This window comes from Sphingobium sp. TCM1 (assembly GCF_001650725.1).
Classification (GTDB): domain Bacteria; phylum Pseudomonadota; class Alphaproteobacteria; order Sphingomonadales; family Sphingomonadaceae; genus Sphingobium.
Genome location: NZ_LXVX01000003.1, coordinates 40594 through 64075, shown reverse-complemented (window position 1 = coordinate 64075; position 23482 = coordinate 40594). Strand labels below are relative to the sequence as shown.

At 62.0% G+C, this 23482-nt stretch carries 23 protein-coding genes; 10 read left to right on the top strand and 13 right to left on the bottom strand.

What is annotated here, in order from left to right; genetic code table 11:
• Positions 1-68 precede the first annotated feature (68 nt).
• Both A7Q26_RS03105 and A7Q26_RS03100 read right to left on the bottom strand, forming a co-directional pair.
• A complete protein-coding gene (locus A7Q26_RS03105; RefSeq protein ID WP_066856471.1) occupies positions 69-281 on the bottom strand; it encodes a hypothetical protein in 213 nt (70 codons plus the stop codon).
• Between the two features lie 86 nt (positions 282-367).
• Entirely contained in the window at positions 368-1564 is a 1197-nt protein-coding gene (locus A7Q26_RS03100; RefSeq protein WP_066856468.1) for a DUF932 domain-containing protein, read from the bottom strand.
• Between the two features lie 188 nt (positions 1565-1752).
• On the opposite strand from A7Q26_RS03100, the gene A7Q26_RS03095 reads away from it, so the two are divergent.
• A complete protein-coding gene (locus A7Q26_RS03095) occupies positions 1753-3483 on the top strand; it encodes an ABC transporter ATP-binding protein (RefSeq protein ID WP_084438964.1) in 1731 nt (576 codons plus the stop codon).
• 147 nt (positions 3484-3630) lie between these two features.
• Here A7Q26_RS03095 and A7Q26_RS03090 read toward each other — a convergent pair whose 3' ends face one another.
• The 5 genes from A7Q26_RS03090 to A7Q26_RS03070 form a co-directional block, all read right to left on the bottom strand.
• Positions 3631-3972, bottom strand: coding sequence for a hypothetical protein (locus A7Q26_RS03090; RefSeq protein ID WP_066856465.1), 342 nt, complete (start codon positions 3970-3972; stop codon positions 3631-3633).
• 32 nt (positions 3973-4004) lie between these two features.
• A complete protein-coding gene (locus A7Q26_RS03085; protein WP_232313654.1) occupies positions 4005-4799 on the bottom strand; it encodes an N-6 DNA methylase in 795 nt (264 codons plus the stop codon).
• Positions 4800-4970: 171 nt separating this feature from the next.
• A complete protein-coding gene (locus tag A7Q26_RS03080; protein WP_066856727.1) occupies positions 4971-5675 on the bottom strand; it encodes a hypothetical protein in 705 nt (234 codons plus the stop codon).
• Between the two features lie 43 nt (positions 5676-5718).
• On the bottom strand, positions 5719-6381 hold the full coding sequence (locus A7Q26_RS03075; protein ID WP_066856459.1) for a hypothetical protein: 663 nt from the start codon (positions 6379-6381) through the stop codon (positions 5719-5721).
• The gene (locus A7Q26_RS03070) at positions 6374-6859 is read right to left on the bottom strand and encodes a hypothetical protein (RefSeq protein ID WP_066856456.1); all 486 of its coding nucleotides are present in this window, start codon (positions 6857-6859) and stop codon (positions 6374-6376) included. Before A7Q26_RS03070 ends, A7Q26_RS03075 begins: the two co-directional genes overlap by 8 nt.
• Positions 6860-7026: 167 nt before the next feature.
• Here A7Q26_RS03070 and A7Q26_RS03065 point away from each other — a divergent pair, with 167 nt between their 5' ends.
• Positions 7027-7932 (top strand): MucR family transcriptional regulator, encoded by a 906-nt coding sequence (locus tag A7Q26_RS03065; protein ID WP_084438963.1) that lies wholly within the window; start codon positions 7027-7029, stop codon positions 7930-7932.
• A gap of 76 nt (positions 7933-8008) precedes the next feature.
• On the opposite strand, the gene A7Q26_RS03060 is transcribed toward A7Q26_RS03065, so the two are convergent.
• Positions 8009-12289 carry a strawberry notch family protein gene (locus A7Q26_RS03060; RefSeq protein ID WP_066856453.1) on the bottom strand — a complete coding sequence of 1427 codons (4281 nt, stop codon included), beginning with the start codon at positions 12287-12289 and terminating at the stop codon, positions 8009-8011.
• A 219-nt stretch (positions 12290-12508) separates the two neighbouring features.
• Between A7Q26_RS03060 and A7Q26_RS03055 the strand changes: the two genes are divergently transcribed.
• The 3 genes from A7Q26_RS03055 to A7Q26_RS03045 all read left to right on the top strand — a co-directional run bounded on the left by A7Q26_RS03055 (position 12509) and on the right by A7Q26_RS03045 (position 13744).
• Positions 12509-12877 carry a type II toxin-antitoxin system RelE/ParE family toxin gene (locus A7Q26_RS03055; protein ID WP_066856450.1) on the top strand — a complete coding sequence of 123 codons (369 nt, stop codon included), beginning with the start codon at positions 12509-12511 and terminating at the stop codon, positions 12875-12877.
• Positions 12874-13254 carry an XRE family transcriptional regulator gene (locus A7Q26_RS03050; RefSeq protein ID WP_066856446.1) on the top strand — a complete coding sequence of 127 codons (381 nt, stop codon included), beginning with the start codon at positions 12874-12876 and terminating at the stop codon, positions 13252-13254. Before A7Q26_RS03055 ends, A7Q26_RS03050 begins: the two co-directional genes overlap by 4 nt.
• Before the next feature lie 154 nt (positions 13255-13408).
• The gene (locus A7Q26_RS03045; protein ID WP_066856443.1) at positions 13409-13744 is read left to right on the top strand and encodes a hypothetical protein; all 336 of its coding nucleotides are present in this window, start codon (positions 13409-13411) and stop codon (positions 13742-13744) included.
• A gap of 197 nt (positions 13745-13941) precedes the next feature.
• Here the strand turns inward: A7Q26_RS03045 and A7Q26_RS03040 are convergent, their stop codons facing one another.
• The 3 genes from A7Q26_RS03040 to A7Q26_RS26290 all read right to left on the bottom strand — a co-directional run bounded on the left by A7Q26_RS03040 (position 13942) and on the right by A7Q26_RS26290 (position 17440).
• A complete protein-coding gene (locus A7Q26_RS03040) occupies positions 13942-15984 on the bottom strand; it encodes a ParB/RepB/Spo0J family partition protein (protein WP_066856722.1) in 2043 nt (680 codons plus the stop codon).
• Positions 15985-16155: 171 nt separating this feature from the next.
• Entirely contained in the window at positions 16156-17085 is a 930-nt protein-coding gene (locus A7Q26_RS03035; RefSeq protein ID WP_084438962.1) for a DUF7146 domain-containing protein, read from the bottom strand.
• 130 nt (positions 17086-17215) lie between these two features.
• Complete coding sequence (locus tag A7Q26_RS26290; RefSeq protein ID WP_443018150.1) at positions 17216-17440, bottom strand: sigma factor-like helix-turn-helix DNA-binding protein; 225 nt, start codon at positions 17438-17440, stop codon at positions 17216-17218.
• 288 nt (positions 17441-17728) lie between these two features.
• Between A7Q26_RS26290 and A7Q26_RS03030 the strand changes: the two genes are divergently transcribed.
• The 5 genes from A7Q26_RS03030 (at position 17729) to A7Q26_RS03010 (ending at position 20871) form a co-directional block, all read left to right on the top strand.
• Positions 17729-18484, top strand: coding sequence for a helix-turn-helix transcriptional regulator (locus A7Q26_RS03030; RefSeq protein ID WP_066856440.1), 756 nt, complete (start codon positions 17729-17731; stop codon positions 18482-18484).
• 78 nt (positions 18485-18562) lie between these two features.
• Positions 18563-19189 carry an acyl-homoserine-lactone synthase gene (locus A7Q26_RS03025; RefSeq protein WP_066856437.1) on the top strand — a complete coding sequence of 209 codons (627 nt, stop codon included), beginning with the start codon at positions 18563-18565 and terminating at the stop codon, positions 19187-19189.
• 12 nt (positions 19190-19201) lie between these two features.
• Positions 19202-20116 (top strand): phytanoyl-CoA dioxygenase family protein, encoded by a 915-nt coding sequence (locus A7Q26_RS03020; RefSeq protein ID WP_066856434.1) that lies wholly within the window; start codon positions 19202-19204, stop codon positions 20114-20116.
• Positions 20117-20122: 6 nt separating this feature from the next.
• A complete protein-coding gene (locus A7Q26_RS03015) occupies positions 20123-20464 on the top strand; it encodes a MarR family transcriptional regulator (RefSeq protein WP_066856432.1) in 342 nt (113 codons plus the stop codon).
• A gap of 173 nt (positions 20465-20637) precedes the next feature.
• Positions 20638-20871: a DUF6429 family protein gene (locus A7Q26_RS03010; RefSeq protein ID WP_066856430.1), complete on the top strand. Its 234-nt coding sequence runs from the start codon at positions 20638-20640 to the stop codon at positions 20869-20871.
• 214 nt (positions 20872-21085) lie between these two features.
• Here the strand turns inward: A7Q26_RS03010 and A7Q26_RS03005 are convergent, their stop codons facing one another.
• Positions 21086-21928, bottom strand: coding sequence for an antitoxin (locus tag A7Q26_RS03005; protein ID WP_232313653.1), 843 nt, complete (start codon positions 21926-21928; stop codon positions 21086-21088).
• A gap of 65 nt (positions 21929-21993) precedes the next feature.
• Positions 21994-23082 (bottom strand): type IV toxin-antitoxin system AbiEi family antitoxin, encoded by a 1089-nt coding sequence (locus A7Q26_RS03000; RefSeq protein ID WP_066856424.1) that lies wholly within the window; start codon positions 23080-23082, stop codon positions 21994-21996.
• Positions 23083-23482: the final 400 nt, after the last annotated feature.

The window sequence follows — 23482 nt, the reverse complement described above, 5'->3', positions numbered from 1 at the left end:
TCCTTGGTCGGCACCGGCCACTGCGACACATGCTGCAGCGCAGTGGCCGGCGTGATCGCAGACCCGTGTCAGGCTGGCCTGACGGTGGCGGTGCGACGCAGATCGGGAATGCGCGCATTGTCGTAGACGCTGTTCACCGACATATGCAGCGCCTGCTGCTGCGCGCTGAACCATGTCGCGGCCGGGATTCGATATGTCTCGGTGGCGAAAGGGTCCGACCCACTGAAAAAGGCGACGTCGACGGTGAACTCCTGGAGAGGGGCGGATTTGTGGGGACGCATGAGGGCATCCTTTCATGGGAAAGGGCATCCTGGCGCGGGACCAGGATGCCGGACTGGAAAGGGAAGAAGCGGACGAAGGCTGGACGTCAGAGCGCCTGTTCGAGGAGCTTTCGGGCCTTGGTTTCCAGTTCGAGGCGGCTGTCCTGATGGGGCTTTGTCCGGGCGAGCGCGGTTATGCCCTGCACGAAATCATAGATGGATTCAGGCGGCCGGCCTTCCTCGGCAAGCACGGTCTGGATGATCTTTGTGGTTTCCGCCTTCGAGAAGCCGCGCCTGCGCAGGAAAGGCTCGCGATCTTCCTCCTTGCGCGCGACGATCCGTTCGCGCGCCGCCTTGATGCCGGAGATGAAATGCGACGGCGAAGAGTTCGCAAAATGCTCGAGCGCTGGCGCCGCCTGATGGGCAAACCGGGCGGCGGCGAATTTCGAGTGGCGGATGTTGACCTCCTCGAAATTCTCGACACCCCAAAGGCATCGGTTGGCGCACACGCCCCTCAAGTAGAAGGTCGCGATGCCGAGGGTTTTCGAGCCGACCTCGCTGTTCCAGGCATAGAAGCCGCGGAAATACAGGTCCGGATCACCATTGGGAAGCTTTCCTGCCTCGATCGGATGGGTATCATCGACGAGGAACAGGAAAATATCTCTGTCCGAGGCGTAAAGTGTCGTCGTCTCCTTGGTGATATCCACATAGGGGTTGTAGGTCATACTACCCCATCGGATTGTGCCTGGGACCTTCCATCGCGTGTCGCCGACGCCATCACCGGCAAAGGCCATCACCGCCTCGACAAGTTCCCAGTCGAAAATACGACCATATTCGGAACCGGTAGCAGCCCGCAGTTCGGCTCTGCCGTTGTCCGTCTGCAGCAGTTTGACCTGCTCCCCACGGTGGGTCATGAGCCCATGCTGCAGGTTGATGCCCGCAAGGGCGGCCGGAAGCTGGCGCAGATAGGAAGCCGGCGCCCCAACAAGGCTCGCCACCTGGCCGAAGGACCAGTTGGTCGGCGCCAGGGGGCGATCGTCGCCGGGCGCCATCAGCATCAGGCGTTCGGGATTGTCGCTTTTCGCCTCGACCCGGATCGCGCGGCTTTCGACGATGCGCGTGGTCGCCCGGTCCGCGCGGCCCCGAACAGCATCATAGAGGCTGGTCAGCGAGAGATATTTCTCGTCGTCGGGGCGTGAAAACCATTCCGACGACACGCGGCTGTTCATTCGGCCGCGCGAGACATCGATGCGATAGGGGGCGGATATGGGGGGCGCTTCGTTCATGCGGGCAAGGGTCGCCATGGGAACCATCTCCTTGAGAGTGAGGGACGACGGGACGATCCACGTCTCCCGTCACATTCCCGCCCCTCCCTTCCCTTTCGTGCGTCTCGCGATCCTGGCTTCGCAACGCCCTGATTTGACGCTAGGATAGAGGCCGCGTTCCAAATCCTCCTTCTGGCTCATCCATCGATCGCCAGGAGGTCCATACAGTGACGACGTTCGGTATATTGGTGCGGCTGATCCGGCTGATGCTGTCGGCGGACCTTGGCGCCAGGCGGAGCCTGATAGAGGCTTTTGCCCTGGAAGCCCTTGTGATCGCTATGGGTGTTGCCGGGCCCTATGCGCTCAAGCTGCTGATCGACACGCTGGCCGGACCAGTGGGATCGCCCGTGCAAACATTGTTGTACATCCTGCTGTTCGTGGGATGCTGGGCGGGCGGCTCCATTCTGGAAACGGCCAGGCTCTCCTGCACTGCCAAGATGGTCGATGCACTGGGCCGACAACTCGCCACCGATGCGCTTGCCGCCGCCCTGCCTCAAATCACCGCGGCGCGCGACAGCCGGAGCGGACGCGTTCCCGGCATGCTGGAGCGATTGCCCTATAGCCTGACGCTGGTCATGGAAGGATTGATCTGGCGGCTGGGGCCCGTGTTTCTGCAGGCTGTCGCCAGTCTCGCGGTGATCGCCAGCCTGATCGAACCGCGTTATGTCCTGATCCTTGGGCTTACGCTTCTGGGATTTCTCGGGGCGACCTGGATGGGTGCGGCACGCCACCGTGTGCATGCCGATGCGACCAATGCGGCTGCATCGCATGTGTCCCGCACGATCGGCGACATCGTCCGCAATGCCCGCCGCGTTATCCTCAACGGCGCCCTCGATCGCGAACTCCTCTATGTGGGCAGGACATTGAGCGCCAGGCAGCGCGCCACTGCGGGCATGTACCGTTCGCTGACCGTCATGGCATCGCTGCAATTCTGCATTGTCGGCGCCGGGCTTGTGGCGCTGCTGATGCTGGCCGGTCTCGACGTAGGCAAAGGCCGAATGACGGCAGGCGAATTCGTGCTGCTGCAAACCTACGCCTTTCGACTGACGGTTCCGCTGAGCGCGCTGGGCTATATCCTGGCGCAGGCCGGCGTCGCGATCGCCAACATCCGCGACGTGCTGGCATTGACGAATATCGATGGCGAGCGGGGTCTCTGGCAGCCCGACCGCTTTGCCGACACCGATCTCGCCGCCGAAAACCTCAGCTTCAGCTATGGTGATGGCCTGCCCGCTCTCACCGGGATTTCGCTGCACATCGCATCAGGGCGCTTCGTCGCGATTGTTGGCCCAAATGGTTCGGGCAAATCCACGCTTGCACAAATTCTGGCCGGCGTGCTCGCACCTGCTTCGGGAAAAGTCGAGATTGCAGGGGTCGATCTGGCGACCATCCCCTGGGGAGAGCGTCACCGCTATATACTGTATGCGCCGCAGTTCATCGGCTTGTTCAACCGGTCGCTGCGGGAGAACATCCTCTATCCCCCGGCGAACCAGCCGATCAGCGACGTCGAGGAACTGCTTCATGTCTGGCGCTTCCACGAGCCTGGCAGATCGATCGACTTCGATATGGAATTGGGAGAACAGGGCGAGCGCCTGTCGGGAGGCCAGATCCAGAAGCTGGAGCTTGCCCGGTTGGCGGGGGTCGACGTGCCGGTCCTGATACTGGATGAAAGCACGTCCGCGCTCGATCCGCGCAGCGAGGCAGATGTGATCGCAAGGCTGCGGCGCAGGACCCATGGCGCGACGACGCTCATCATGATCACCCATCGCCTGGCGACAGCAAAGGGCGCCGACCAGGTTCTCTTCATGCAAGGCGGGAAACTGGTCGGAAACGGATCGCATGCAGAATTGATGCGGCGATGCGCGCCTTACTCGGCTCTCTGGCATGGGTTGCAAGAGTGAGGTTGGAAGACAGCACCCCGGCAAGGTTTCCCCGCTTCTGCACATAGGCGTATATGTTTAATCGAAGGGGCTCCCGATGCTGGCGGTTCAATATCGGCCCCTCGCGCAGATGCGGCAGGCCTATGATGCTCTCGATCGCCATGGGGCTCAGGCGACGCGCCAGCGGCACCAGCGCTCCGCGGCTTGCCGAGCGCTGAGCAGGCCATGATTTGCGCCGCACCATTTTCGGAAAGAGGGATCGAGAGCAAGAGCGGGGTCGCCGAGCTGCGCGATGACATCCTGGACGAAGGCGTCGGCCGGATCCGTGCCGAGCCCGGCGCGCGCGGCGCTGATCGCAGTCTGAAGCCGCGCCGCCATTTTCTCGGCTTCTTCGAGCGAAATATCCTCGACGGCGCGCGTGCCGCCGCGCGGTCCACAGATGGCCAGCGTTATGACTGTCATCCCCGCCGGCGTCCGGCTGAGCGCGGTGATATGGACATGATGGAACAAGCCGGTCTCCTGTAATGCGGAATCCTGGATGATCAGAAAAGGGTCAGCTGTTGCGGCATGGCCGGCGTCGAGGCGCGCGGTTCGCGCGACGGTGGAACCGGCTGGCGCATCGAGACTGGGGCGGGTGGCGCTTCGACAGCATACAGACGCGTTTCGCCAGTGGGCTCATGGCGTCGTCGACAGGCGAGCCGGGCGTTCCATCCACCCAGAATATGGGCCGGCGTGTACCAATGCTCGGCTGTCTCGCCCGAAAGGGAGTTTCCGACCATGAGATGCGCCGGCACATGCAGCAGCGAGAGCTGGACATAGGCCATGTGGATCGCGCGCGGGTCGATATCGATCGCGGTGACGTGAAGATGGCGCTGATAGTTTATGCCGAGATCATGCATGGCTTCGGCGAGCGCAATAACCATCGACCCAGCGCCGCATGCCGGCTCCATGGCGGTCACGAAGCCATGATCGCCGATGATGGCCTTTACGCTTTCCGGATTTCCGATAGTCACCTCGGCCATGAAACGACTGAGCGTATGGGGCGTGAAGAATTGCCCTCGCGCCTTGTTGTGAAGCTCGAGGTCGTGAAACAGGGCGCCCAGAACATCGCCAGGGCCGGCTTCGAGAGCCCGCACCAGTTCGGCGAGAACTCGCGGAAACAGATCGAGCACATCTGGCCGGTAGCTGCCGACAATGTCGAGATAGCGCGCTTCGCGTGGCTCGCGCTGACGCAGATCGACGCTGTTGGCCATGGCGAGCGCCATCGCCTCCATGCAGTGACCGTAAACGGTGTAGAGATCGTGGCGCGGCTGGCTGCGGCGCAGCAGCGCCGCCATCACCTTGAGATAGGGCTCATGCATCGGAGCCTCCGGGTCGGAGATGAGGCAGGTTCGGGCCCGCGTGGGCGGATAGCCCCACTGCAGCGGGTTCTTCTGCGAGGCGCTTTGTGCGAGCGCCCGGGATTTCGCGCGGAGTACGAGGCGCAGGCGCGGATGATAGGGCCCTGCTCAGGCGGCCTGTGGGCGAATCCACTCGTACAGCAAATGATCATCCGGACCATATTCCGAGCCGATGGCGATCCGGATCAGACGGCCGTCACAGGCAAAGGCCGATGCCCGCGGAAAGCTAAGATAGGAGCGTCCTTCGAGGATCAGGTCGCCCGAGCGCACCTTCGTGATCTCGCGGGTCGTGCCAAGCAGGCGATGACCGGCCGGCGCGTCGATCAGTTTCAACTTGTCCCCGGCCTTGATCCGCTTCTTGAACGCCGCCAACGATATCACCGTATCGACCGGATTGCGGTTACCCTCGCGCTTTGCCAACGCCGCCCAATAGGCCTGGCCTATGCGCACGTCGCAATAGAAACTGCATGACCAGAAATCTTGCAGCGGATTCGTCCTCGTGAATCCGAACCGTTCCATCTGATCGCGTATCTCGACGATGAAGGCGTTCTGCGCGTCGCGGCCAGTCAGGTCGTTCGGGGTATCGAGGATCTCCGCGATGACCTTGCGCCCCCCGGCAAATTTCTCGGTACGGATCGCGAAGGTGGTTGTGGCGAAATGCCCGGCCAGATGGCGTTCGATCCGCGAGGCAAGTGACGGCAGCGCTTCGCCGGCACGATAAAGGTCCCCTTCATAGTGGAAGTTCCCGCGTTCATCATGTTCGGTCTGGCTATACAGGCGCGCGGGTGCGCCCGGCGCGATGGCGTCGGTCATGATCATGTCCTTGTGCTTCGAGAAAATTTGCTGGGTGGGCCGGTCAGGCCGGCGGCGGTACAGTCAGGGCGTGGCCGTTATCGCCTGCGTCAGCGCGAGCGAGCGCCCAGTCGAGATAGCCAAGACGCGTGTCTCCATTCAGAACCTCGGCTGCCCAGTCGACGGACGGGTGGTCGGGGTCGTCGATCCATGGATCGGGCGTGTCCGGCATTGGCGGGGTAACGGAATTGGCCAGTCGTCGCGCCAGTTGCTCCTGCGTGGTCTCGAACTCGACATGGTCGGCGAATATCGCGCACCATCCTCCCCCGAAGCTGTCGCGACGGGGACGGGAGCAGCTATAGCTCCAGTCGAAACCCATCGGTCTGGCCTTCAAACTCTCCTGGCAGCAATGGCGGATCAGTTCGGCGATCGGACCTAGCTGGAAGTCCGTGGTTCCATAGATCGAGACGACACAGTCTGCGCCGCCCTCGATGTCGATTTCGGCGCCGAAATCGGGAAAGGCGGGATCATCGAAGATCGCGAGCAGGCCGTTGAACGGATTGGCGAGGTCCGTCGGCATGAAGGCGGCCAGAAACGCTGCGCTCGGTTCACCGGGCGCGAAGTCCCCCAGCAGGTCGGCAGCATGCTGCCATGCCTCCTCGATCAGCGCGCTTTCGGCCGCCGTGCAGGTAAAAGCGAAGGATCCCTGGACATGATGATCAGCCAAGGACTGTCTCCGAAACAGCGGGATCGCCCGCATCGTCGTCGATCAGGACCAGCGGGGGCGGGTTCATGCGAGCAAGCCGATAGTCCGCTTCGATCGCCCCGATGCTTCCCAGTTCCCTGATGCGCTCGATGGGGAAGACTTGTTCGTCCTCTTCGGTTGTCAGAACCTGTTTTGGTTCGCCATGGCCCAGGTAGAGAACCCGAACAGACGGAAAGCTGCCGGGATAGCCACCGGACCAGCGAACATAGTGAAGACGATGGCGGCGACAGACAGCTTCGATCTCTTCGAAACGACCATTGGCGACGTCATGATCCATCAGTGCAAGGGGCGTATCGATGGGTAAATCTGCGGGATTGAACGGCGTGCCATCCCAATCGATAGCGGGATTATCCTTCTCGATAGCCTGGATGAACCCGGGATATCCGGAGCGGGCAAGCATGCCCCCGATCATGATGTGGGCGGATACGCGGTCGGCCATGGTTCGCCTTTCCTGGAAACAAGACCTTCAATCGGTCCTGATCTTTCCCTCTTCCTCCCCTTCCCGTTTTCGGACCCATGCGAGCGCGATGCACAGGGCGCTTGCATGAGCGGCGCATTCCCGTTTAGCTGTCTGCCCCAATTTGTTCTCCACAATCACCGCCATTCATGGCCTTCCAGTTCAGGGAGTTTACCGTGGCCGACACCGAGCAGCCCGATTTCACCGCCATGACGGTGCAGTTATTGAGCGCCTATTTCGCGAACAATCAGGTGCCGGCGGGCGATATTGCCGGGATCATCGAAGCGACCCGTGACGCCCTGGAACGGAAAGCCACGGTTGAGACACCAGCGGCGCCCGAATATGTTCCGGCTGTGTCGATCCGCAAAAGCCTGGGTTCGCGTGAGCACATCATCAGCATGCTCGACGGCAAGCCGTACAAGACGCTGAAGCGGCACCTGGCGACAAACGGACTGACCCCGGCGGAATATCGCGAACGCTATAATCTTCCCAAGGATTATCCGATGATCGCGCCGGCCTATTCGGAGCATCGACGCGCCGTCGCTGCACAGATCGGTCTTGGAAGGCGTGTTGGCGCTAAGTCGGCGACCGAAGCGGCGCCTGTCCCTGAGAAAAAATCCCGGCGCGTCCGTGCCCGGACTGCTCCTGTCGAGCTGGGCGGTGAGGCCGGGACCGCTGCACCCGAACCGACGCCGGAGCCGGCAGCCGCGCCCGTGCAGGTCGAAGCGGCCACTGCGAAGGCAAAGCCTGTGGCCAGGAAAGACGCCGTAAAGAAATCTCCCGCGAAGAAGCCGTCGGTGAAGAAGGCTACGTTGAAGAAGGCGCCGGCGAAGACGAAGTCCCCGCCGCCAGCCCCTGTGGAGGAAGCTCCGACCGCACCGGCAGCGGCGGAAGCTGCAAAACCGGTAGCCAGGAAGAAGGCCGTCGCGAAAGCCGCAGCCGTGGAGGCCGCTCCATCCACGAAGCCGAAAGCGCCCCGGCGTCGTGTTGCAGTAGTCAAACAGGATGGCGCTGCGTCGAAGGCGCCGGCGCCGGCACCGGCACCGGCGGAATGATGATCTTTTCGCGAAGCGGCGAGGAAACAGGCCGCACTTCGCCTACTGCCGCTTCGCAGACCGGGAGAAGCCGGGATCAGCGGCGCTCGGCGATGATCCTGGCAAGTATATCTTGTGCGCGTTCCGGCGACAGGAACAATCTTGTCTTGAATTGCACCACCTCGCTGAAGGCGCCGCTTGCCTTCAGCCAGTTGCGGTCTTCCGGGCGATAGTCGCGGATCTCGAAACGGGGACTGTCGTTGACATGAACGCGCACAAGCCTTGCGGGCCCAAGTCCGGGGATCGGAACGCCGCTGCCCGCACGCGCGCCGGCGATGATTTCTTCAGGACCAAGGGCAATGCCGCCATCGAGTCCGAATTCCCTTTCGATCCGTTCGATGGCGGCCGGATGGATGATACGTCCCAGGATCGACGTGCCGGCGCCATCGTCGATCCGCCACACGCGCACATCATCCTCGGGCAGCTTGTTCCAGACGGGCAACAGGAGACCGGTCGCGAGGGTAATCCTCTCGACCAGAAGATTCCTGCCGGCTTCGGCGGCCTCCTGCTCCCAGAGGAGCTGGAATGTGTCGCGGTCGATCTCGCTCCAGTAGCTGGCCGCCAGAGCTGCTACCTCCATGCGGGACTGGCCGGTGGGACGAATAAGATAGCATCGCTCGATCCAGTTGCCCTCTTCGTCCTGGCCCGGCCATGTCGGCACGCGCAGCGCCACGCGACCGGAGCGGGCATTGCGAAGCCAGGCGATATCGTCCGCATCCTTGCATTCGAGCTGAAGCATGGGCCAGCTGGTGATCGGCGGCCGGCGGTGCAGTTCCAGGCGCAATAGCCGCGTTTCGGCGCCGGTCACGGGATCAGTGCGCAAGAGTTGATCGGACAGCAGGTCCATGCGGTCAGCGCGGATGGTCTCGATACCCAGATCCAGCGTGCCCGCCGTGCGCGCCGCTTCGACGCGATCCTCGACCAGCCCCAGAAACTCCTCGAATATACTATTCTGGGTGGCGATCCGCAGCGCCAGGATGCGGTTGAGCCAGCGATGGATGGGAGGCAGGCGTTCCAGCAGTTCCCCGCCCTCGCCGCACAGTTCAAGTCCCGTCATCTCCTGAAAGGCCTCGAGGGTAACACTGCGCAGCTTGCCCTCATAGAGGAGATGGAACCATTGCGTGAGCGCGTCGCGCGCATAGCCCGACTCCAGATTGTCGGACGGGTCGAAGAGATTCTGCGATCCGGTCTGGCGCTGCCCCCTCGTCAAGGCGCCCAATGCTTCGAGACCGCGGATGATGGTGCTGAGGAAGCGGCGCTCGCCGCGGCAATCCGTGGTCAGCGGGCGATAGACAGGCGCCGTCATCTGATTGGTGCGATGACTGCGCCCGAAGCCCTGTACGGCCGAGAGGATGCGGAAGCCCAGCTCGAGAAGAAAATGCGCGCGCCGGCGGTGAGCGGTCGGGCAGTTCCGATCGGAATGCATGGACCGGCCGGTGCTGCCCGCAAGCGAAAAGGCGGCGATCGGCTTGTTTCCATTCTGGAATGCCTGGACTTCGAGGACGTTGGCGCGGGCGCCCCGCCTCTCGATCTTCTGCTTTCCGGTGACGTCGGTCACGATGCGCCGCGAGCGTCCGGTGATCTCGGCGACGCGGTCGGTTCCAAAATGCGCGATCAGGGCGTCCAGCGCGGTGGGAATCGCGGGGAGCGCGCACAGATCCTCGATCATTGCGTCGCGAGCAGCGATCGCCTGCCTGCACAGCACCGGATTACCCTCCGCATCGGTCATCGGTTCGGCACGCACGGCGCCATCGTCCGCACGAAAGACCCGCATCTGGCGGATGGGAAAGGCATTCTTCAAATAGTCGATAAGAGTCTCTTTGGGCGAAACCTGGACATCCATCATTGCCCGTTCTTGCGGGGAGAGTTCGGAGAGCCGGCGATCCATGATGGCCTCGCCCGTGCTTGCGAGTTGCACCAGCACGGCATTGTCCGACGCCAGTTCCTGTTCGATTGCCTTGATGAGCGAGGGAATTTTCAGGCTCACAAGAAGGCTGGAAAAGAATCTCAGCTTGGCCGATTCGAAGGCGCTTAGCGCCGATCCGCGCGCCCGCGCGTTCTGCGTCTTGCCCGATATCCGGTCGACGATACCGATCTCGGCCAGTACATCGCGAAGTCCGCGGTGGATGATCGCCCAGCTGTCCGCATAGGCGTCGTAGATCGCGACCTGTTCGGGTGTCAGCACATGTTCGAGCGGTTCATATTCGACGCCTGCGAAGCTCAGGGCCCGGGCGGTATAGAGGCCCATTGCCTTGAGATCCCGGCAAACGACCTCAAGCGCCGCAATGCCCCCCTCCTCCATCGCCTTCATGAACATGTCGCGCGTGGGAAAGGCCGTGCCGGGGCCCCACAGGCCAAGGCGAACGGCATAGGAGAGGTTCTCGGGCCTGGCCGCGCCGGTGGCGGACATGTAGAGAATGCGGGCTCGTGGCAGGGCATTTTGCAACCGAACGCCCGCCAGACCCTGTTCCGACCCATGCGCCTTCCCGAAATCCGTCTCCGTTCCGCCGGCATGGGCCATGGCATGGGATTCGTCGAAGACGATCACGCCGCCAAAGTCCTCGCCGGTCCAGTCCAGCAATTGCTGCAGGCGCGATGCGGCGTCATGGCGTGCGGAGCGCAGGGCGGCATAGGTCAGGAAGACGATCCCGCTTTCCATCGCGATCGGCTTGCCTAAAGGGAAATTGGCGATCGGCTGGATATCGATGGCGAGACCGCCCAATGCGGTCCAGTCGCGCCGTGCGTCCTCGATGAGGGCCGCCATGGAAATCCAGATCGCGCGGCGATTGCCGCGGTTCCACTGGTCGAGAATGATACCGGCCGCCTCGCGGCCCTTGCCGACCCCGGTGCCATCGGCGATGAAGAAGCCGGTGCGATAGAGTTGGCCATCGCTGTCCTCGATCAGTCGATCGCCCGCCAGATTGGCCGAGAAACGACCGGTCAGATCGCGCTCATGCGCTCCGCCCGCATAGATGATGGTTTCAAGTTGCGCCTCCGACAGGGCCCTGGTCGCCCGGTCCTGGAGTATTGGCTGGTAGCGCGGTACCGGCAGCGACACCGAAGCCATGGCGATGGATTCAACCAGGTCATCGGGATGCCGGGAAGCATTTTCGATGGCGATGCGCGCGAGGCGCCATGCGGAATAAATGCCCACGGTCTCGCCAGGCGCAAGCGGCGTCTGGTGTGCGGCATAGCTGATCGGTCGCGCCTCATCTGCCGTGGCGGCGATCCGCGAGGGTGGCGCAAGCCTTTGGCCGTTCATGCGCGCGAAGAGCATGGCGGGCGATGGGGCGGCGGGGATAAGTGAACGGGGTGCAGCGGCGGCCGGCGGCGGCGCAAGCGGCGGCGGCGGCACGGGATCGAGTCGATCGGGCATGGCAAGCACGAGGCGCAGCGCCGCGTCGATGTTACTGGCGAAGTGGCGCTCGGGCGTGCCGGTCCATCCCTTGTCGAAGACCAGCAACCTTACATCGATCCCCGTGCCATGTTTGGCATAGGGACTGCCCGAAACGGTAAGTTCGACGTGGGGCGGCACAAGCTCGGCGACGGCATTATAGCCAAGCGCTGCCGAGCCCTCGGGTGAGAAGCTGGTCGGCATGATGGCGACGCATCGCCCGCCCGGCGCGAGACAAGCCAGAGCCGCGCGCAGATGGCGCGCGCCGGCATGGCGGTCGATCCCTCGTCCGTTGCTGCGGCTGAAGGGCGGGTTGATCAGCGCCAGCGTCGGCTGCCGCTCGTTGATCAGCAGATCATGGATATGTTCGCCATCATGGCGGGTGACAATCTGGCCGAGATTGTGGGACAGGAGGTCGGCACGCGCCGGATCATGTTCGTTGAGAAGCAGATGCGCGCCCGCCCGCAGGCCGTGGACCGCCAGCATGCCGGTGCCGGCCGAGGGTTCAAGCAGCATATCGTCCGGTCCGCAGCGCGCCGCCATGGCCACGAGCCAGGCCAGGGTGATCGGCGTGCTGAACTGCTGGAGATCGACCTGCTTTTCCGAACGGTAGGTCTGGGTCGGCAAACCGCGCTCGAACTGCCGCAGGCGTTCGAAAATATCGGTCGGCGTGCCGCCCAGGAGCGGGTTTTGCGGATCGGCGAGAAGCAGGACCTGGGCGGTTTCCAATGCGTCATAGGCGTCGCGCATCGACCATAGGCCGCCGGCATCGTCGTCGCCGAAAGCCTCGGTCATCAATCGCTTGAGGCCCTGGCGACTGACGGGAGCGCCGTTGCGCAGGCGTTGGCAAACAGTCCGGGCGACGTCGGACAGGCATGCAGCGCTGTCTCGGGTCTGCGACAGGGCGAGCTGGGGCAAGTTCATGCGCACCTCTTGGGACAACAGGACAATCCTCCTGTTCCCTTCCCGCTCTCCTTCCTTGGGTTGGGGTGCATCGATTTGCGCGATCGGATTCCATCAATCCTCGTCCGACCGTCTCCCAGCACCAACATTTTTGTCGAAATGCCGACCAACGCATGGACATATATGTCATCAAGATCATATGCACTTGACAACATTATTGGGTGGGTTGTATCGGAAGACATGTGGAGCGTCGCGTTCGAGGACAGATTCTTTGCCGAAACGGCGGAGTTTGCCGACCAGGTGCGCACCGAGATCGCGGCGCTTGCGGCTTTGCTGGCGGAATTCGGCCCCAGCCTGAAACGTCCGCACTGCGATACGCTCAATGGTTCGAAGTACGCCAATATGAAGGAACTTCGATTCAAAGCAGCCGATGGCGTGTGGCGGCTGGCGTTTGCGTTCGATCCGGAACGGACCGCCATACTGCTCGTCGCGGGGGACAAGTCGGGTGTCAACGAGAAGCGCTTTTACAAGACGCTGATCGCCACGGCCGACGAGCGCTTCGATGATCATTTGAGTAGCCTGGCCGATCGGAAAGGAGGCCGACCATGACAAAGACGCTTGAAGAATTTCGTGCCACATTCACGCCCGCACAGCGCGAGACGATCGACGCACGTGCCGCCGAATTGATCGCGGAGGAAATGACGCTGCGTGATCTGCGGCAGGCAAGGAAGCTGACCCAGGACCGGATGGCGGAGATGCTCGGCATGGAGCAGGAGAATGTCTCACGGCTTGAGAGGCGAACGGATCTCCTGCTGTCGACGCTCAGAAGCTATGTTGCCGCGATGGGGGGCAATCTGAAGCTCGTTGCCGAGTTTCCCGACCGCCCTCCGGTGACCCTCGCCAATTATTCCGATCTAGCCGATGGTGACCTGCCGAAGCTGCGGCGCCGACGCGGCAAGGGAATAGGTGCGACGGCCGGGCACTGATCGCTCTCCCGCTCACTCCTCGCCCCAATATCCGGACCGCTCATGTGCCGGCGTCGGGATCAGAGCCATCGACGCGAAGCATTTGATTTCGGTCGGCATCAGGATTGAGATACTCTCCCTGGGAAATTGGCAGGAGGCGATGAGAGGGATCATAATGCGCGACTATGGCCCCATTCTCATCAAGGCCATCAGCGATGCAGGCGTGGAAGTCGGCGATCGAAGTGCGAGCTGGTTCGAGAAATGGGCCAATATATCGACTATCGTCGCTGTGCGCTCTCCGGACGATGAGCCGGGCCGGGTAACCGTCGGCATAGGCTTTCGACAGGACCGGATGTTCATCGAGATCGATGACGAGGGTCAATGGACCGAATTCTGTGCGGTCGCGCACGATCATTTTCCTTTGGTAGCTCCGTTGGCCGAATTGCGCGAAGCATTGGCGGAGCCGGGCATGCTGTTCCTGCATTGGGAAACAGGAGAGCCGCAGCAGTAGCCGAGACAGCGCATGTCCGCTCCCCTCGAGAACCAATTGTCGCCGCAACCATGCTGAAATTCGCATGGACGCGGGGACAAAATTCAGCCTGTTCGCGCTGGAGTTGGTGCCCGAATGGCGCCATTTCGGCATCTGGCAGGCCAAGTTTAACCTCGAAGCCAGGGGGACAGGCTTGTAGCCCAGCCCCCCGGTCACGATCAGGCAGCCTGGGAGATCTGATCATCGTTGTCGGCATCGACGATCCCAGCGAGCGACTTATCGTGATCGTCGCGCGACTCGTCGTGTTCAGCAGCGGTTTCAAGCTGGCCAAAGCGCATGGCTTCTGGAAGCCATGCAAGCGCCCGTTCCTTGATCTCGGGTTCGATGATAACGTCGCCTCCAAAAAGCCGTTCGGCGGAAGCCGAAAGATCGTGCTTCTTTGAACCGGCGTAGCGCGATTGAAGCTCTAGTCCACCGATCTCCTGGAACAGGCTGAGAATGGCCGGCTTGGTCAGCTTGTCGAAGTAGGTGAGCGCGGTCGGGCGCCACCAGGCCGCGACATCGATGCCGAGCTTCGTTCCCAGATGATCGAGGAAGCTTGCTTCGCGGCGACCGATCGGGACGGCCTGCAGCGTGCGCGCGATCGCCCAGCCGAGCCAGGCTGCGCGCGCTTCATCGGGGAGTGCGCAGAAGGCATCGTAGCGGTCCGCGATGGCCTGGTGGTTGACCCAGCTTCGGTCGAGCGCCTCATCGAGCTTCGTCCATTCCCCCGCAGCGGCCGTCTCGGGCTTGAAGTCCGGGAGGAGTCGGGCGGGGGCCGAAGCGCGCAGATCGCTCGGAATGTCGAAGGACGAAAAGCGGCATTCGCGGTCGACCATGATGAAGGTGCCCAGATCCAGCGCGAACGCGGGATTGCTGGCGACATGGACGGCCAGCAGTTCGGTCTTCATCATCGCCAGCATTTCGCGCAGGCGCTGGCTCATCACCGGGCTGCTGTTTCGCGCTTCGTCCTCGCCGGCCTCGTCTGCAGTGACTTCGCCGTCGGTTTCGCCATCCTCGAGGTTTGCCTCCTCGTCGTCTTCACCCTCTTCGTCGGTGGCGACGGGCGCAACGAACAGTTCCTGGTGAATATGCGGCTGACCATCCGGCCCGATCACGAGATAGGCCAGTGCGCTCGCCTTCTGCTCGGCATCGACGATCGGCTCGCGTTCGACGATGGCCGACAGTTCGGTCTGGAGGACGCTGTAGCGATTCTGGTCCTCTTCGTCCGGCTCATAGCCTTCATCCTCGAGTTCGGCTTCCAGTTCGGCGAGTTCATCCTCGATCTCGAGCTTGCGCTGTTCCTGCTGCTCGCTGAGCGCCGGCGCCTCGACCGGCAACGGCGTCAGGGCGTAGGTATCCATATAGGGGACGCGCGTATTGGCGACGGGACGGACCTCGGCAAAGCCTTCGCGCTCGCGCAGCAGGTCGGCCTCGGCAGCGAGTTTCACCATGGCGAGTTCGTCGACGATATGGGTGTCGATCCAGCGCTCGTCGTCCGCGTTCGAATAGAGGTCGGCGTCCTCGATCCGCCCGCCGGCGGCGGCGTAAGCATCCCGGCCGACCAGTAGGACGCGGGGATCATTGCCCCGATAGCTGTAATCCTTGATGCGACGGCGGATTTCACTGACGGAATGACCGCAGTAGCTGTCCGAGAGCGTATCCCAAATCGCCTTCTGGCGCGCGCTGTCAGCCGTGGTGCAATAGGCCTTGGCGACGTCGAGCGTGATCTCGCCATTCTCGAGCGCCTCGAAGATCGGCTCGGCAAGGTTGGCGAGACGCAGACGCCCCATTACAAAGCGTTCGGTGAGCCCGAACCGCTTGGCGACGTCGGCCGCCGTCTTGCCTTCGACCTCGATGATATCCCTGAAGGCGCGGCATTCTTCGCCCGGTCCCATCGGTAGCCGTTCGAAATTTTCAACGAGGCTGACTTCGCGGCCATCCTTCGCGTTGTCGAGAACCAGAACCGGGATTGCGTGATCGGCCGGCAGGCTTCCCTTTTCGATCAGGCGATGCACGGCATCGAGGCGGCGGCCGCCGGCGGTGATCCGGTAGTGCCCCTTCTTGCGCGAAACCGGCACACCGACCAGATTCTGGATGAGACCATGGGCAAGGATGCTGGCTTCCAGTTCCGCGTCGGCGTCCGCGTCGCTGCGGGTCCGGACATTGACGGGTGACTTGGTGAGATTGGCAGCGGGTACGGGAATGGGCGTCTGGGACATGGGTTTCTCCATTGGTGCGGCTCGCTCATCGAACCGCCCATTCCCTCTCCCTTCCCTCTTGCGGCGCCGCGCCGGGACGGCGCGAGACAGGAGGCCGGCGCTGTGAATCGTCAGCGATGGAACCGCCCTTGCGCTCGGGGCTGCGAACAGGTTTGCGCATTGGCTTGGTCGTCACGCCGCGCGCGGCATTTCCTCAAGCACATCCGCCCAGTCATTATGAGGAACAGGGGGCCATGGGCTGAACACCTCCAGACCGGTATGCTGGTGGGCCAGCCGGATCTGGCGGTTCGCTTTCCATCCTGCTGCATCCCGGTCGAAGAGCAGAACGAGGCGTTCCAGTCGGCTAGGCAGCAGGACATGCGCAGCGCGTTCGGCGCCAAGTGTCGCCCATACGGGAATTCGATGAAGACGCATGGCAGCAAGCGCCGTTTCGATGCCTTCGGCAAGTCCAAGAACGGTGGTCGCAGCGGCCAGCTGTACCGCGCCGCGGCCTGGACGTCCCAGCATCATCCGCGGTTCCGTCAGATCGCTGGCTTTCAAGCCAGCCAACGGATCGAGAAAGGTTCGATGGATTGCAACGAGCCGATGTCCCTCGCGGACTGCGGCGATGAGCGCCGGTCGAAAGACGGCAGCCCTTCCCCGCCCCAGGGGCGTGCGCGGATTGTAGCGAAGGTCGCGCCAGGGCGGCACGAGGAAACGGTTGGCGAGATAGGTCTCAGCGAGTGTGCCGGCCATCGGATTGGAGGCATCCCAGACGCGCAGCGCCGGCCCCGATCCGGTTTGAAAGGACCTCTGCTTGATCGATGAGATCGAAGGGGTTGGTTCGGGCAGGTCGAGGTGAAGGCGGCGGATAGCCCGCAGAACGGCGATCGTGTCGCAGCCGGCGAAGCATTTGAACAGCAGGGCGGAGTCGCCGACGCGGACGGAGAGGCTCGGGTCATAGTCGTCATGGGCGGGGCAGAGACAAAGTCCCTGTCCACCGCTCCACCTGCCGCCCAGACGTTTGACGAGATTTGCGCCCGCTGCTTCGATTGCCTGCACCCGCAGCGAGTCATTATATGGGGCGCCACGACGATGCCGATCAGGTTGGGAATTGCTCATGCCATCAAATTCCTGAATGACCGGCAAGGTAGTTCGAGAGAGCATTGGACTACAGTGTCGCCGGGATCAGGCCTGGTCATGATTTCGCGATAGCGCCGGAGACGCCGGCCAGCTTCCGAGCCGAAACCGTTCAAGACCCGCGTTCCTCTCCAAAGCGGTGTATCGCGCGCAACAGATGTCGGCGCACCATTGCAGGAGATAGGCCAAGCCGGGTCGCGATATCATCGACCGGACATTTCTCGATGAAATAGAGTTCGAGTATCCGTCGACCAGGTTCCTGTTCTGAGCGGATGATGCGCTGCAGGCATCGGGCGTCTTCGCGCAACTGCCTTGCGGATATTAGCCTGGTTCGCATGCGCGACATAATTGTGGAAACAGTTTGGGCCATTCTGGCGGAGATCCGGGAAGGCATGGCGAAGCTCAATATGTTGTTGAAATCCGGACGTAAGCCCGCTTCTCGCCTCACTCTCCCCCTCCCCACTGACGGCCGATTTGCGTCCTTGAAATGAAGGTTGTTACCCTGTTGAAGGAACAACTAAATTTTTGCTTTGCAGCATTTTTGATAGGATTTCGGGGCCCACGGCTCTGGAGCGGCGGCCGGCGGACAAGGCTATTTCGCAGCCCGCTCCCGAAAGGGCCAGTCATGCTACACTCCCAGGAATATCAGTCGATCATTGCGGCATTTTACGACGCACAAGATAGCCAGGACATCCAGGGCGTTCTTGAACATCTCACCTATTTCCTGGGCTTCCGGCATTTCGCGATCGGACATCATGTCGATCTGCTCAATCCCCCATCCACATCCTTCGGTGTCTCGAACTACACGCCTGATTGGCTCAGCGAAGTCTTCCATGAGGGTTATTATATGGATGATCCCATCCATTTCTTGTGCAACGGTCGAAATACGGGCTTCATCTGGCCCGACCCCCATCTATTGAACCGCCTGAATGAGCGGCACCGATATATCCTCGAGCGGGGAGCGCTGCGCAATTTCCGGGCCGGCTATACGATCCCCGTCCATCTTCCCGGTGAATATTCGGGAAGCTGCACCTTCGCCGCGCCCTTGTCAGGGAATATCTCGCGTGAGGTTCTTCCTGCCGCATTCTACGCTGCTTCGCATGCGTTCGAGGCCATGCGGCGACAGGCACGCAAGGCCGCAGGACTAAGCGTTGAACCGCCTCCCCAGGTCACTCCCCGACAACGCGAAGTCGTGTTGCTGCTGGGGCAAGGCAAGAGCTACGCCGAAATGGGAGATATCCTTGGAATTTCCGGGGCAACAGCCCATCAGCATTGCAAGGCCGTGTTCCGCTCGTACGGCAACATCCAGCGGTGCAATCTGATCGCCCGGGTGCTGTTCGATGGTCTCGCGAGCTTCCCGGAGATGCTCCGCAAGCACTAGCAATACCCAGTTCCGGTTATCGACGCTCGTTGTTCATCGCACCGATGATGCCTGCTCTATCAACGAGGGAGCATCATCATGATCCAGATTTTCGAAGGCGCGGAATGGGGCGAAGGTTCGCCGGTGCTGAACGACATGTATCGCGACCGCAAAAGGATATTCGTCGATATGCTGGGCTGGGACGTGCCGGTCATCGACGGCGCCTATGAAATTGACCAGTTCGACGATGAGCATGCGATCTACGTTGTCGCGACCAATGAACGCGGCGAGCATGACGGCTCGATCCGTCTGCTGCCGAGCATTCGCCCGCACGTTCTGGGTAATATCTTCCCCGAACTGTGCGATGGGCCTGTCCCATCTGGCGAACATATCTTCGAACTCAGCCGCGCCTGCCTTTCGCCGCGTAACCGTGCGGCGCGCAGACTGGAGGTCCGCAATACGGTCACGACAGCGGTCGTCGAGTTCGCGCTGCTTCGGGGCATTCGCCGTTTCACATGCATCGCGGATTCAGGATGGCTGAGCCAGATCCTGTCGCTCGGATGGGATTGTCGACCGCTGGGCCTGCCCAGGGAGATTGCGGGCCTGAGCACCGGCGCTCTCGTGATCGAGATCGACGGCGATACGCCCGACAAGCTGCGGACTGCAGGCACCTATGTGCCGATGCGCATCGTCCACGCCCACACTCACGGCCGCGCCGCTGCCTGACGGAGACGTCCCATGACCATCATTGCACTTGACCGGCTGGTACCGGATACGAAATCCTGTTGCGAGCGCCTCGAAGCTGAAGGCTATTGCATCATCCGCAACGCGGTACCGTCCAGCCTGGTCGACAGGCTGGCAGGCGATCTCGAACAGGATTTCGTCGCGACGCCGCATTCGGTGGGGCCATTCTATGGCGAGACCACCCGGCGTTTCCACGGGCTCCTGAGACGGTCGCGGCACATGGGCCGCTTTGCGCTCGACCCGCTGATTGTCGCCGTCGTCGAGCGTTTCCTCCAGCCCTGGTGCGACACGATCCAGCTCAATCTCACGCAGGCGATCGAGATCGAGCCAGGCGGCGTGGCACAGCCTCCGCACCGCGATCAGGACATGTGGCCCGTACACACTGCCGGCGTCGAGTATATGATCAACGTGATGTGGCCCTTCTCCTCGTACCGGGCGGAGAATGGCGCCACGTTGATCTGGCCGGGCAGTCACCGGCGGCAGGATGAGATCGTCTTGCCCGCCGATGATGCGATCGCAGCCGAGATGGAGCCTGGCGATGCGTTGATATTTCTTGGGTCCACTTTGCATGCGGGCGGCGCCAACAATTCGGCCAGTTCCCGCCGGGGCATGATCATCAGCTACAGTCTCGGCTGGCTCAAACCCTATGAACTGCCATGGCTGGCCTATCCGCCCGAGATTGCGCGGTCCCTGCCCCGGTCTCTCATGACGCTCGCCGGATATCAGGCGCATCGCCCGAACCTGGGAACCTATGAGGGGCGTTGCCCATCGCTGTTGCTGGGCGAGATGGGTGATGGCGCGAAAGGCGCGATCGATGTCCTTCGCCCCGAACAGGAACGGCTGATCGCGGACTATCGTGCGGGCCGGATTCTACCGGATTTGCCCGGTTCGCCGGCCGAAGACGGATGAGCCGCGATGGTTCGCCGTCGCATATGGAACGCACTGGTCGAACAACCCGGTTTCATCGAAAGTGAATTGGGACTTCGTCGACGCCAGTGGCCGGTATGGATGATGTTTCTCGATCTCTACATGATCGAGCAGAAGGACATGGAGGAGGTATTCAGACAGTTTGCGCGTCTTTCGGGTCTGTCTTTGACGACGGGGTTTCGCAGGACGGTCGAAATGGTCGAGGCCGGAATGCTCGACCGGATTCCGCACCCTGACGATCATCGGCGCAGCTTCATCCGCCTGTCGGCGCGGACAAGAGCAGGGGTAGACAAGGTCATGGATGATCTCGCGAAATTGCTGTTCGCGTGATAAGCTTCATCACCTTGATGGGAGCGAGGTACCATTGGGGGCTGTGTACCAGAATATCAATTGCTAGCAGCCTCACGATTCCCGTCCGTCGTCGGGGTGCGCATTGAAGTGTTTCTGACCCTGAGCAATCGAGAGCGACTGGACCTGCGGGATAGATACAAGGTCGATTTGGGATGAGCGATAATATCGATACGGGCCGGATCGACGAGGCGGTGCTCGCGCTGCTGTGGAATAATTTGCGCGGCACGGGGATTGCCTGGAAAGGCTTTGACTGGGACGCGATGGAGCGGCTCTATCAGTCTGGGTTCATCACCAATCCGGTCGGTAAGGCGCGCTCCGTCGAACTGACGCCCGAGGGGCGGGAAGAAGCCGAACGTCTTTTCGATGCACTGTTCGCCCGCCGCTAGAGCTGCGTCGACTGCCAGCGGAAGTTCGGGGAGTGAAATGTCCCGGCACCGCCTATTTGATGCGCTTCTCGTAGCAGTACCACATCGCTGAGGATCCGCGCGGATCTCGGCACATGTTGTGGCGGCACAGCGTCGCAGACGGCGCCGAAGCAGGCGGCGCCGAAGCAGGCGGGAGAAACATCGAGGCGTGGGTCGTGCAGACGCTGGCGGCTCGTCAGTTCAGCCAGGGACCGAGAAATGCGGCCATGACATCCGCAGCGCGCCTTTGGCGGAGAAGCCGGGCGTTGCGCAATTCGTCTTCGACCTCGACATCGACCTCGTCGTCCTCGAACCGGGCAACGGCAACGGGCCCATCGCGCAGATAGCTCTCGTCGGGATTGGGGTCGCGAAAACGGGCTGTGAGACGAGCGATCGCCTCGCGGATGACGTCGGCATGCTTGCCTTCGAGCGCCTGGTGGAATGCGTTGTGGACGGCCTCGAGGCCACCGTCATGATGTTCGATGCAATAGACAAGATCATGCGCGTCCTTGCGCTCATGGCGCTGGTCGTAAGCGAACGCCTTCAGGCAGGTGAAGCTGACGATGTCGGCATAGCGGATGATCTCGGTGGCCCGGCCGCCGCCATTCAGCAGATCCGCCGTGATCTCGATGCGTCCATGCAGGTCGAACACCATCGATGCATGCGGAATGTTGATCGCGGTGACATTGCCTTCTGTCGGCAGTTCCTGGACCTTCCCTCCACCCAGTTCCGGCGAATCCGCGAGGAATTCGAGAATCATCCTGGCGCCGCCGTCGATCTCCGTCTGCCAACGCCAGGACTGCTTGGCGCCTTTGTCATTCTCGGCGCGCTCGAATTTCATTGCCTTGAGATTCTCTTCGAGCGTGCTGTAGGCCTCGGTGTTCGTGAGGATGCCGACATCGACGACGACATCGACATCGCCGGTACCGGCGTGAGCCGGCACCTTGGGCGGACGCGCGGTGACCAGGTATCGAGGCGCCAGTCCACCTACCAGGAAGACCGAATCCTTCCATGGACCAAGACCGCGCAGCAGGGTCACCAGCACGCGTTCGCATGCCTCTGTTACGGCGGTGCCGTAGGCGCCGATCGTCTGGGGCTTGGTCATTACGCCTCGAGCCTTTCCGACCGTAGGTGCGCGGCCATCTCACGAGAGCGACCGGAGCCTTGCAGCAAGTCGAGATAGACTTGCAACGGCGAAGCGAGTCGCACGTTCCCGATGCTTTCCGCCACGGTGACATCGCCTCGTGCGCGGGTCTCGAGAAGCCCGAGGTTCCAGCCTTCGCTGACCGGGCGCGCATTCAATCGTTCCAGCGCCTCCTCCTGTCGGCGGCCCGGTTCGATCCGGCACTTCACCTGTGAGATACTCGACAGGTAAGGCGCATAAAGCTGGGCGGCAGCTTCGGCCGTCACGGCATAGGCCGCGTCGGCATCCCGGCATGCCAGGTCCAGTTGCTGGGCGAGTTCAAGCGCGTTGCTGCCAGGAACATAATAGCGCGTGAGTTTCGGGGGCTTCTGATCGGCGACGTAGCTGGACCATGCGTCGACCAACGCCTTGGCTGAGCGCAGACGCCGCAATTTGGAGGGGCCGGCGCCTTCGACGTCGACCCATTCACGCCGCTCCAGTTCGCCGAGGGTCGCTGAAACGGTAGCCGGTGACACTTCGGTCGATTCTGCCAGTTCCTTGACACTGAGCCAGTTGGATCGGCGATCAAACACGGCCTGAACGACACGTGCCTTCTGCCCCTGGAACAGGGAAGCGAAGATCTTGGCATTTTTCTTCGGTACGGGGCGGTCGATATAGACGAAGGCATGGCGGGCGGGAATATAGAGTGATCCGCCAAGGTCGTAGAAACCAACCCGCTCTTCACGCAGAATGTTGCGCGCGCCAGGAGAGATGGCGCGCGCGATAAAGAAAGGCAGGATTTCGCGATCTGCCGACGGCATGTGCGCGAGGTGGTTGCGCAATTGCCAGACGGTTTCGCGAACATCGCGTGGAAACCCTTCGCGTTTGGCTTCAACAAGGAGCTGGAGCTCGTGCGCGCCGATCCTGGCGTCGATCAGCGCATCGACCCGCCCATGCGGCCCGATTGCAACCTCTCGCCCATCGATTTCGGCATGGCCGTCTGGTAGGGTACCGATCGCGTCGATCAGGCCGTCCAGCAGCTCGCGTTCTTCAGCCTCATATTTCAACATTATTTTATGTCCAGTGAATATGAACAATTTATCGAATATTCGACGACATGTCCATATCCACTGGTCAGGAAATTTGGACCTTAGCCGAGAAGCACTCCCGTGCTTATCCCGGCGCCACAACCGCTGATGCTGTCATTGACAGTTGGCAGGGCGAGCGGCCTGGTGATATTGCCGCTCAAACTTCAGCCAGATCAAACCGCGTGGTGTTCGATGCACCGGCTGTCAATTAGCTCTTGCCTCCGCGCAGTTCCCATGCACAAATGCTGACGCTCCCATGAAATCTGGGAGTGGGGCGTGGAAACCCCTTTCACCATGGCTCGGTCACATTTTTGGGGCCGGGTGGCATGTGCGTATGTCCAGCCGGCAACGGTAAAGGCGCATGCGCCTGTGGTGAACAGGT

Coding starts and splice junctions, on each gene's coding strand:
- A7Q26_RS03050 (WP_066856446.1), top strand. CDS start 12,874: ATGACAAAGACGCTTGAAGAATTTCGTGCCACATTCACGCCCGCACAG.
- A7Q26_RS03105 (WP_066856471.1), bottom strand. CDS start 281: ATGCGTCCCCACAAATCCGCCCCTCTCCAGGAGTTCACCGTCGACGTC.
- A7Q26_RS03040 (WP_066856722.1), bottom strand. CDS start 15,984: ATGTCCCAGACGCCCATTCCCGTACCCGCTGCCAATCTCACCAAGTCA.
- A7Q26_RS03070 (WP_066856456.1), bottom strand. CDS start 6,859: ATGGCCGACCGCGTATCCGCCCACATCATGATCGGGGGCATGCTTGCC.
- A7Q26_RS26290 (WP_443018150.1), bottom strand. CDS start 17,440: ATGCGAACCAGGCTAATATCCGCAAGGCAGTTGCGCGAAGACGCCCGA.
- A7Q26_RS03030 (WP_066856440.1), top strand. CDS start 17,729: ATGCTACACTCCCAGGAATATCAGTCGATCATTGCGGCATTTTACGAC.
- A7Q26_RS03025 (WP_066856437.1), top strand. CDS start 18,563: ATGATCCAGATTTTCGAAGGCGCGGAATGGGGCGAAGGTTCGCCGGTG.
- A7Q26_RS03045 (WP_066856443.1), top strand. CDS start 13,409: ATGCGCGACTATGGCCCCATTCTCATCAAGGCCATCAGCGATGCAGGC.
- A7Q26_RS03055 (WP_066856450.1), top strand. CDS start 12,509: ATGTGGAGCGTCGCGTTCGAGGACAGATTCTTTGCCGAAACGGCGGAG.
- A7Q26_RS03060 (WP_066856453.1), bottom strand. CDS start 12,289: ATGAACTTGCCCCAGCTCGCCCTGTCGCAGACCCGAGACAGCGCTGCA.
- A7Q26_RS03000 (WP_066856424.1), bottom strand. CDS start 23,082: ATGTTGAAATATGAGGCTGAAGAACGCGAGCTGCTGGACGGCCTGATC.
- A7Q26_RS03020 (WP_066856434.1), top strand. CDS start 19,202: ATGACCATCATTGCACTTGACCGGCTGGTACCGGATACGAAATCCTGT.
- A7Q26_RS03085 (WP_232313654.1), bottom strand. CDS start 4,799: ATGGCGGCGCTGCTGCGCCGCAGCCAGCCGCGCCACGATCTCTACACC.
- A7Q26_RS03035 (WP_084438962.1), bottom strand. CDS start 17,085: ATGAGCAATTCCCAACCTGATCGGCATCGTCGTGGCGCCCCATATAAT.
- A7Q26_RS03080 (WP_066856727.1), bottom strand. CDS start 5,675: ATGACCGACGCCATCGCGCCGGGCGCACCCGCGCGCCTGTATAGCCAG.
- A7Q26_RS03015 (WP_066856432.1), top strand. CDS start 20,123: ATGGTTCGCCGTCGCATATGGAACGCACTGGTCGAACAACCCGGTTTC.
- A7Q26_RS03010 (WP_066856430.1), top strand. CDS start 20,638: ATGAGCGATAATATCGATACGGGCCGGATCGACGAGGCGGTGCTCGCG.
- A7Q26_RS03100 (WP_066856468.1), bottom strand. CDS start 1,564: ATGGCGACCCTTGCCCGCATGAACGAAGCGCCCCCCATATCCGCCCCC.
- A7Q26_RS03065 (WP_084438963.1), top strand. CDS start 7,027: ATGGCCTTCCAGTTCAGGGAGTTTACCGTGGCCGACACCGAGCAGCCC.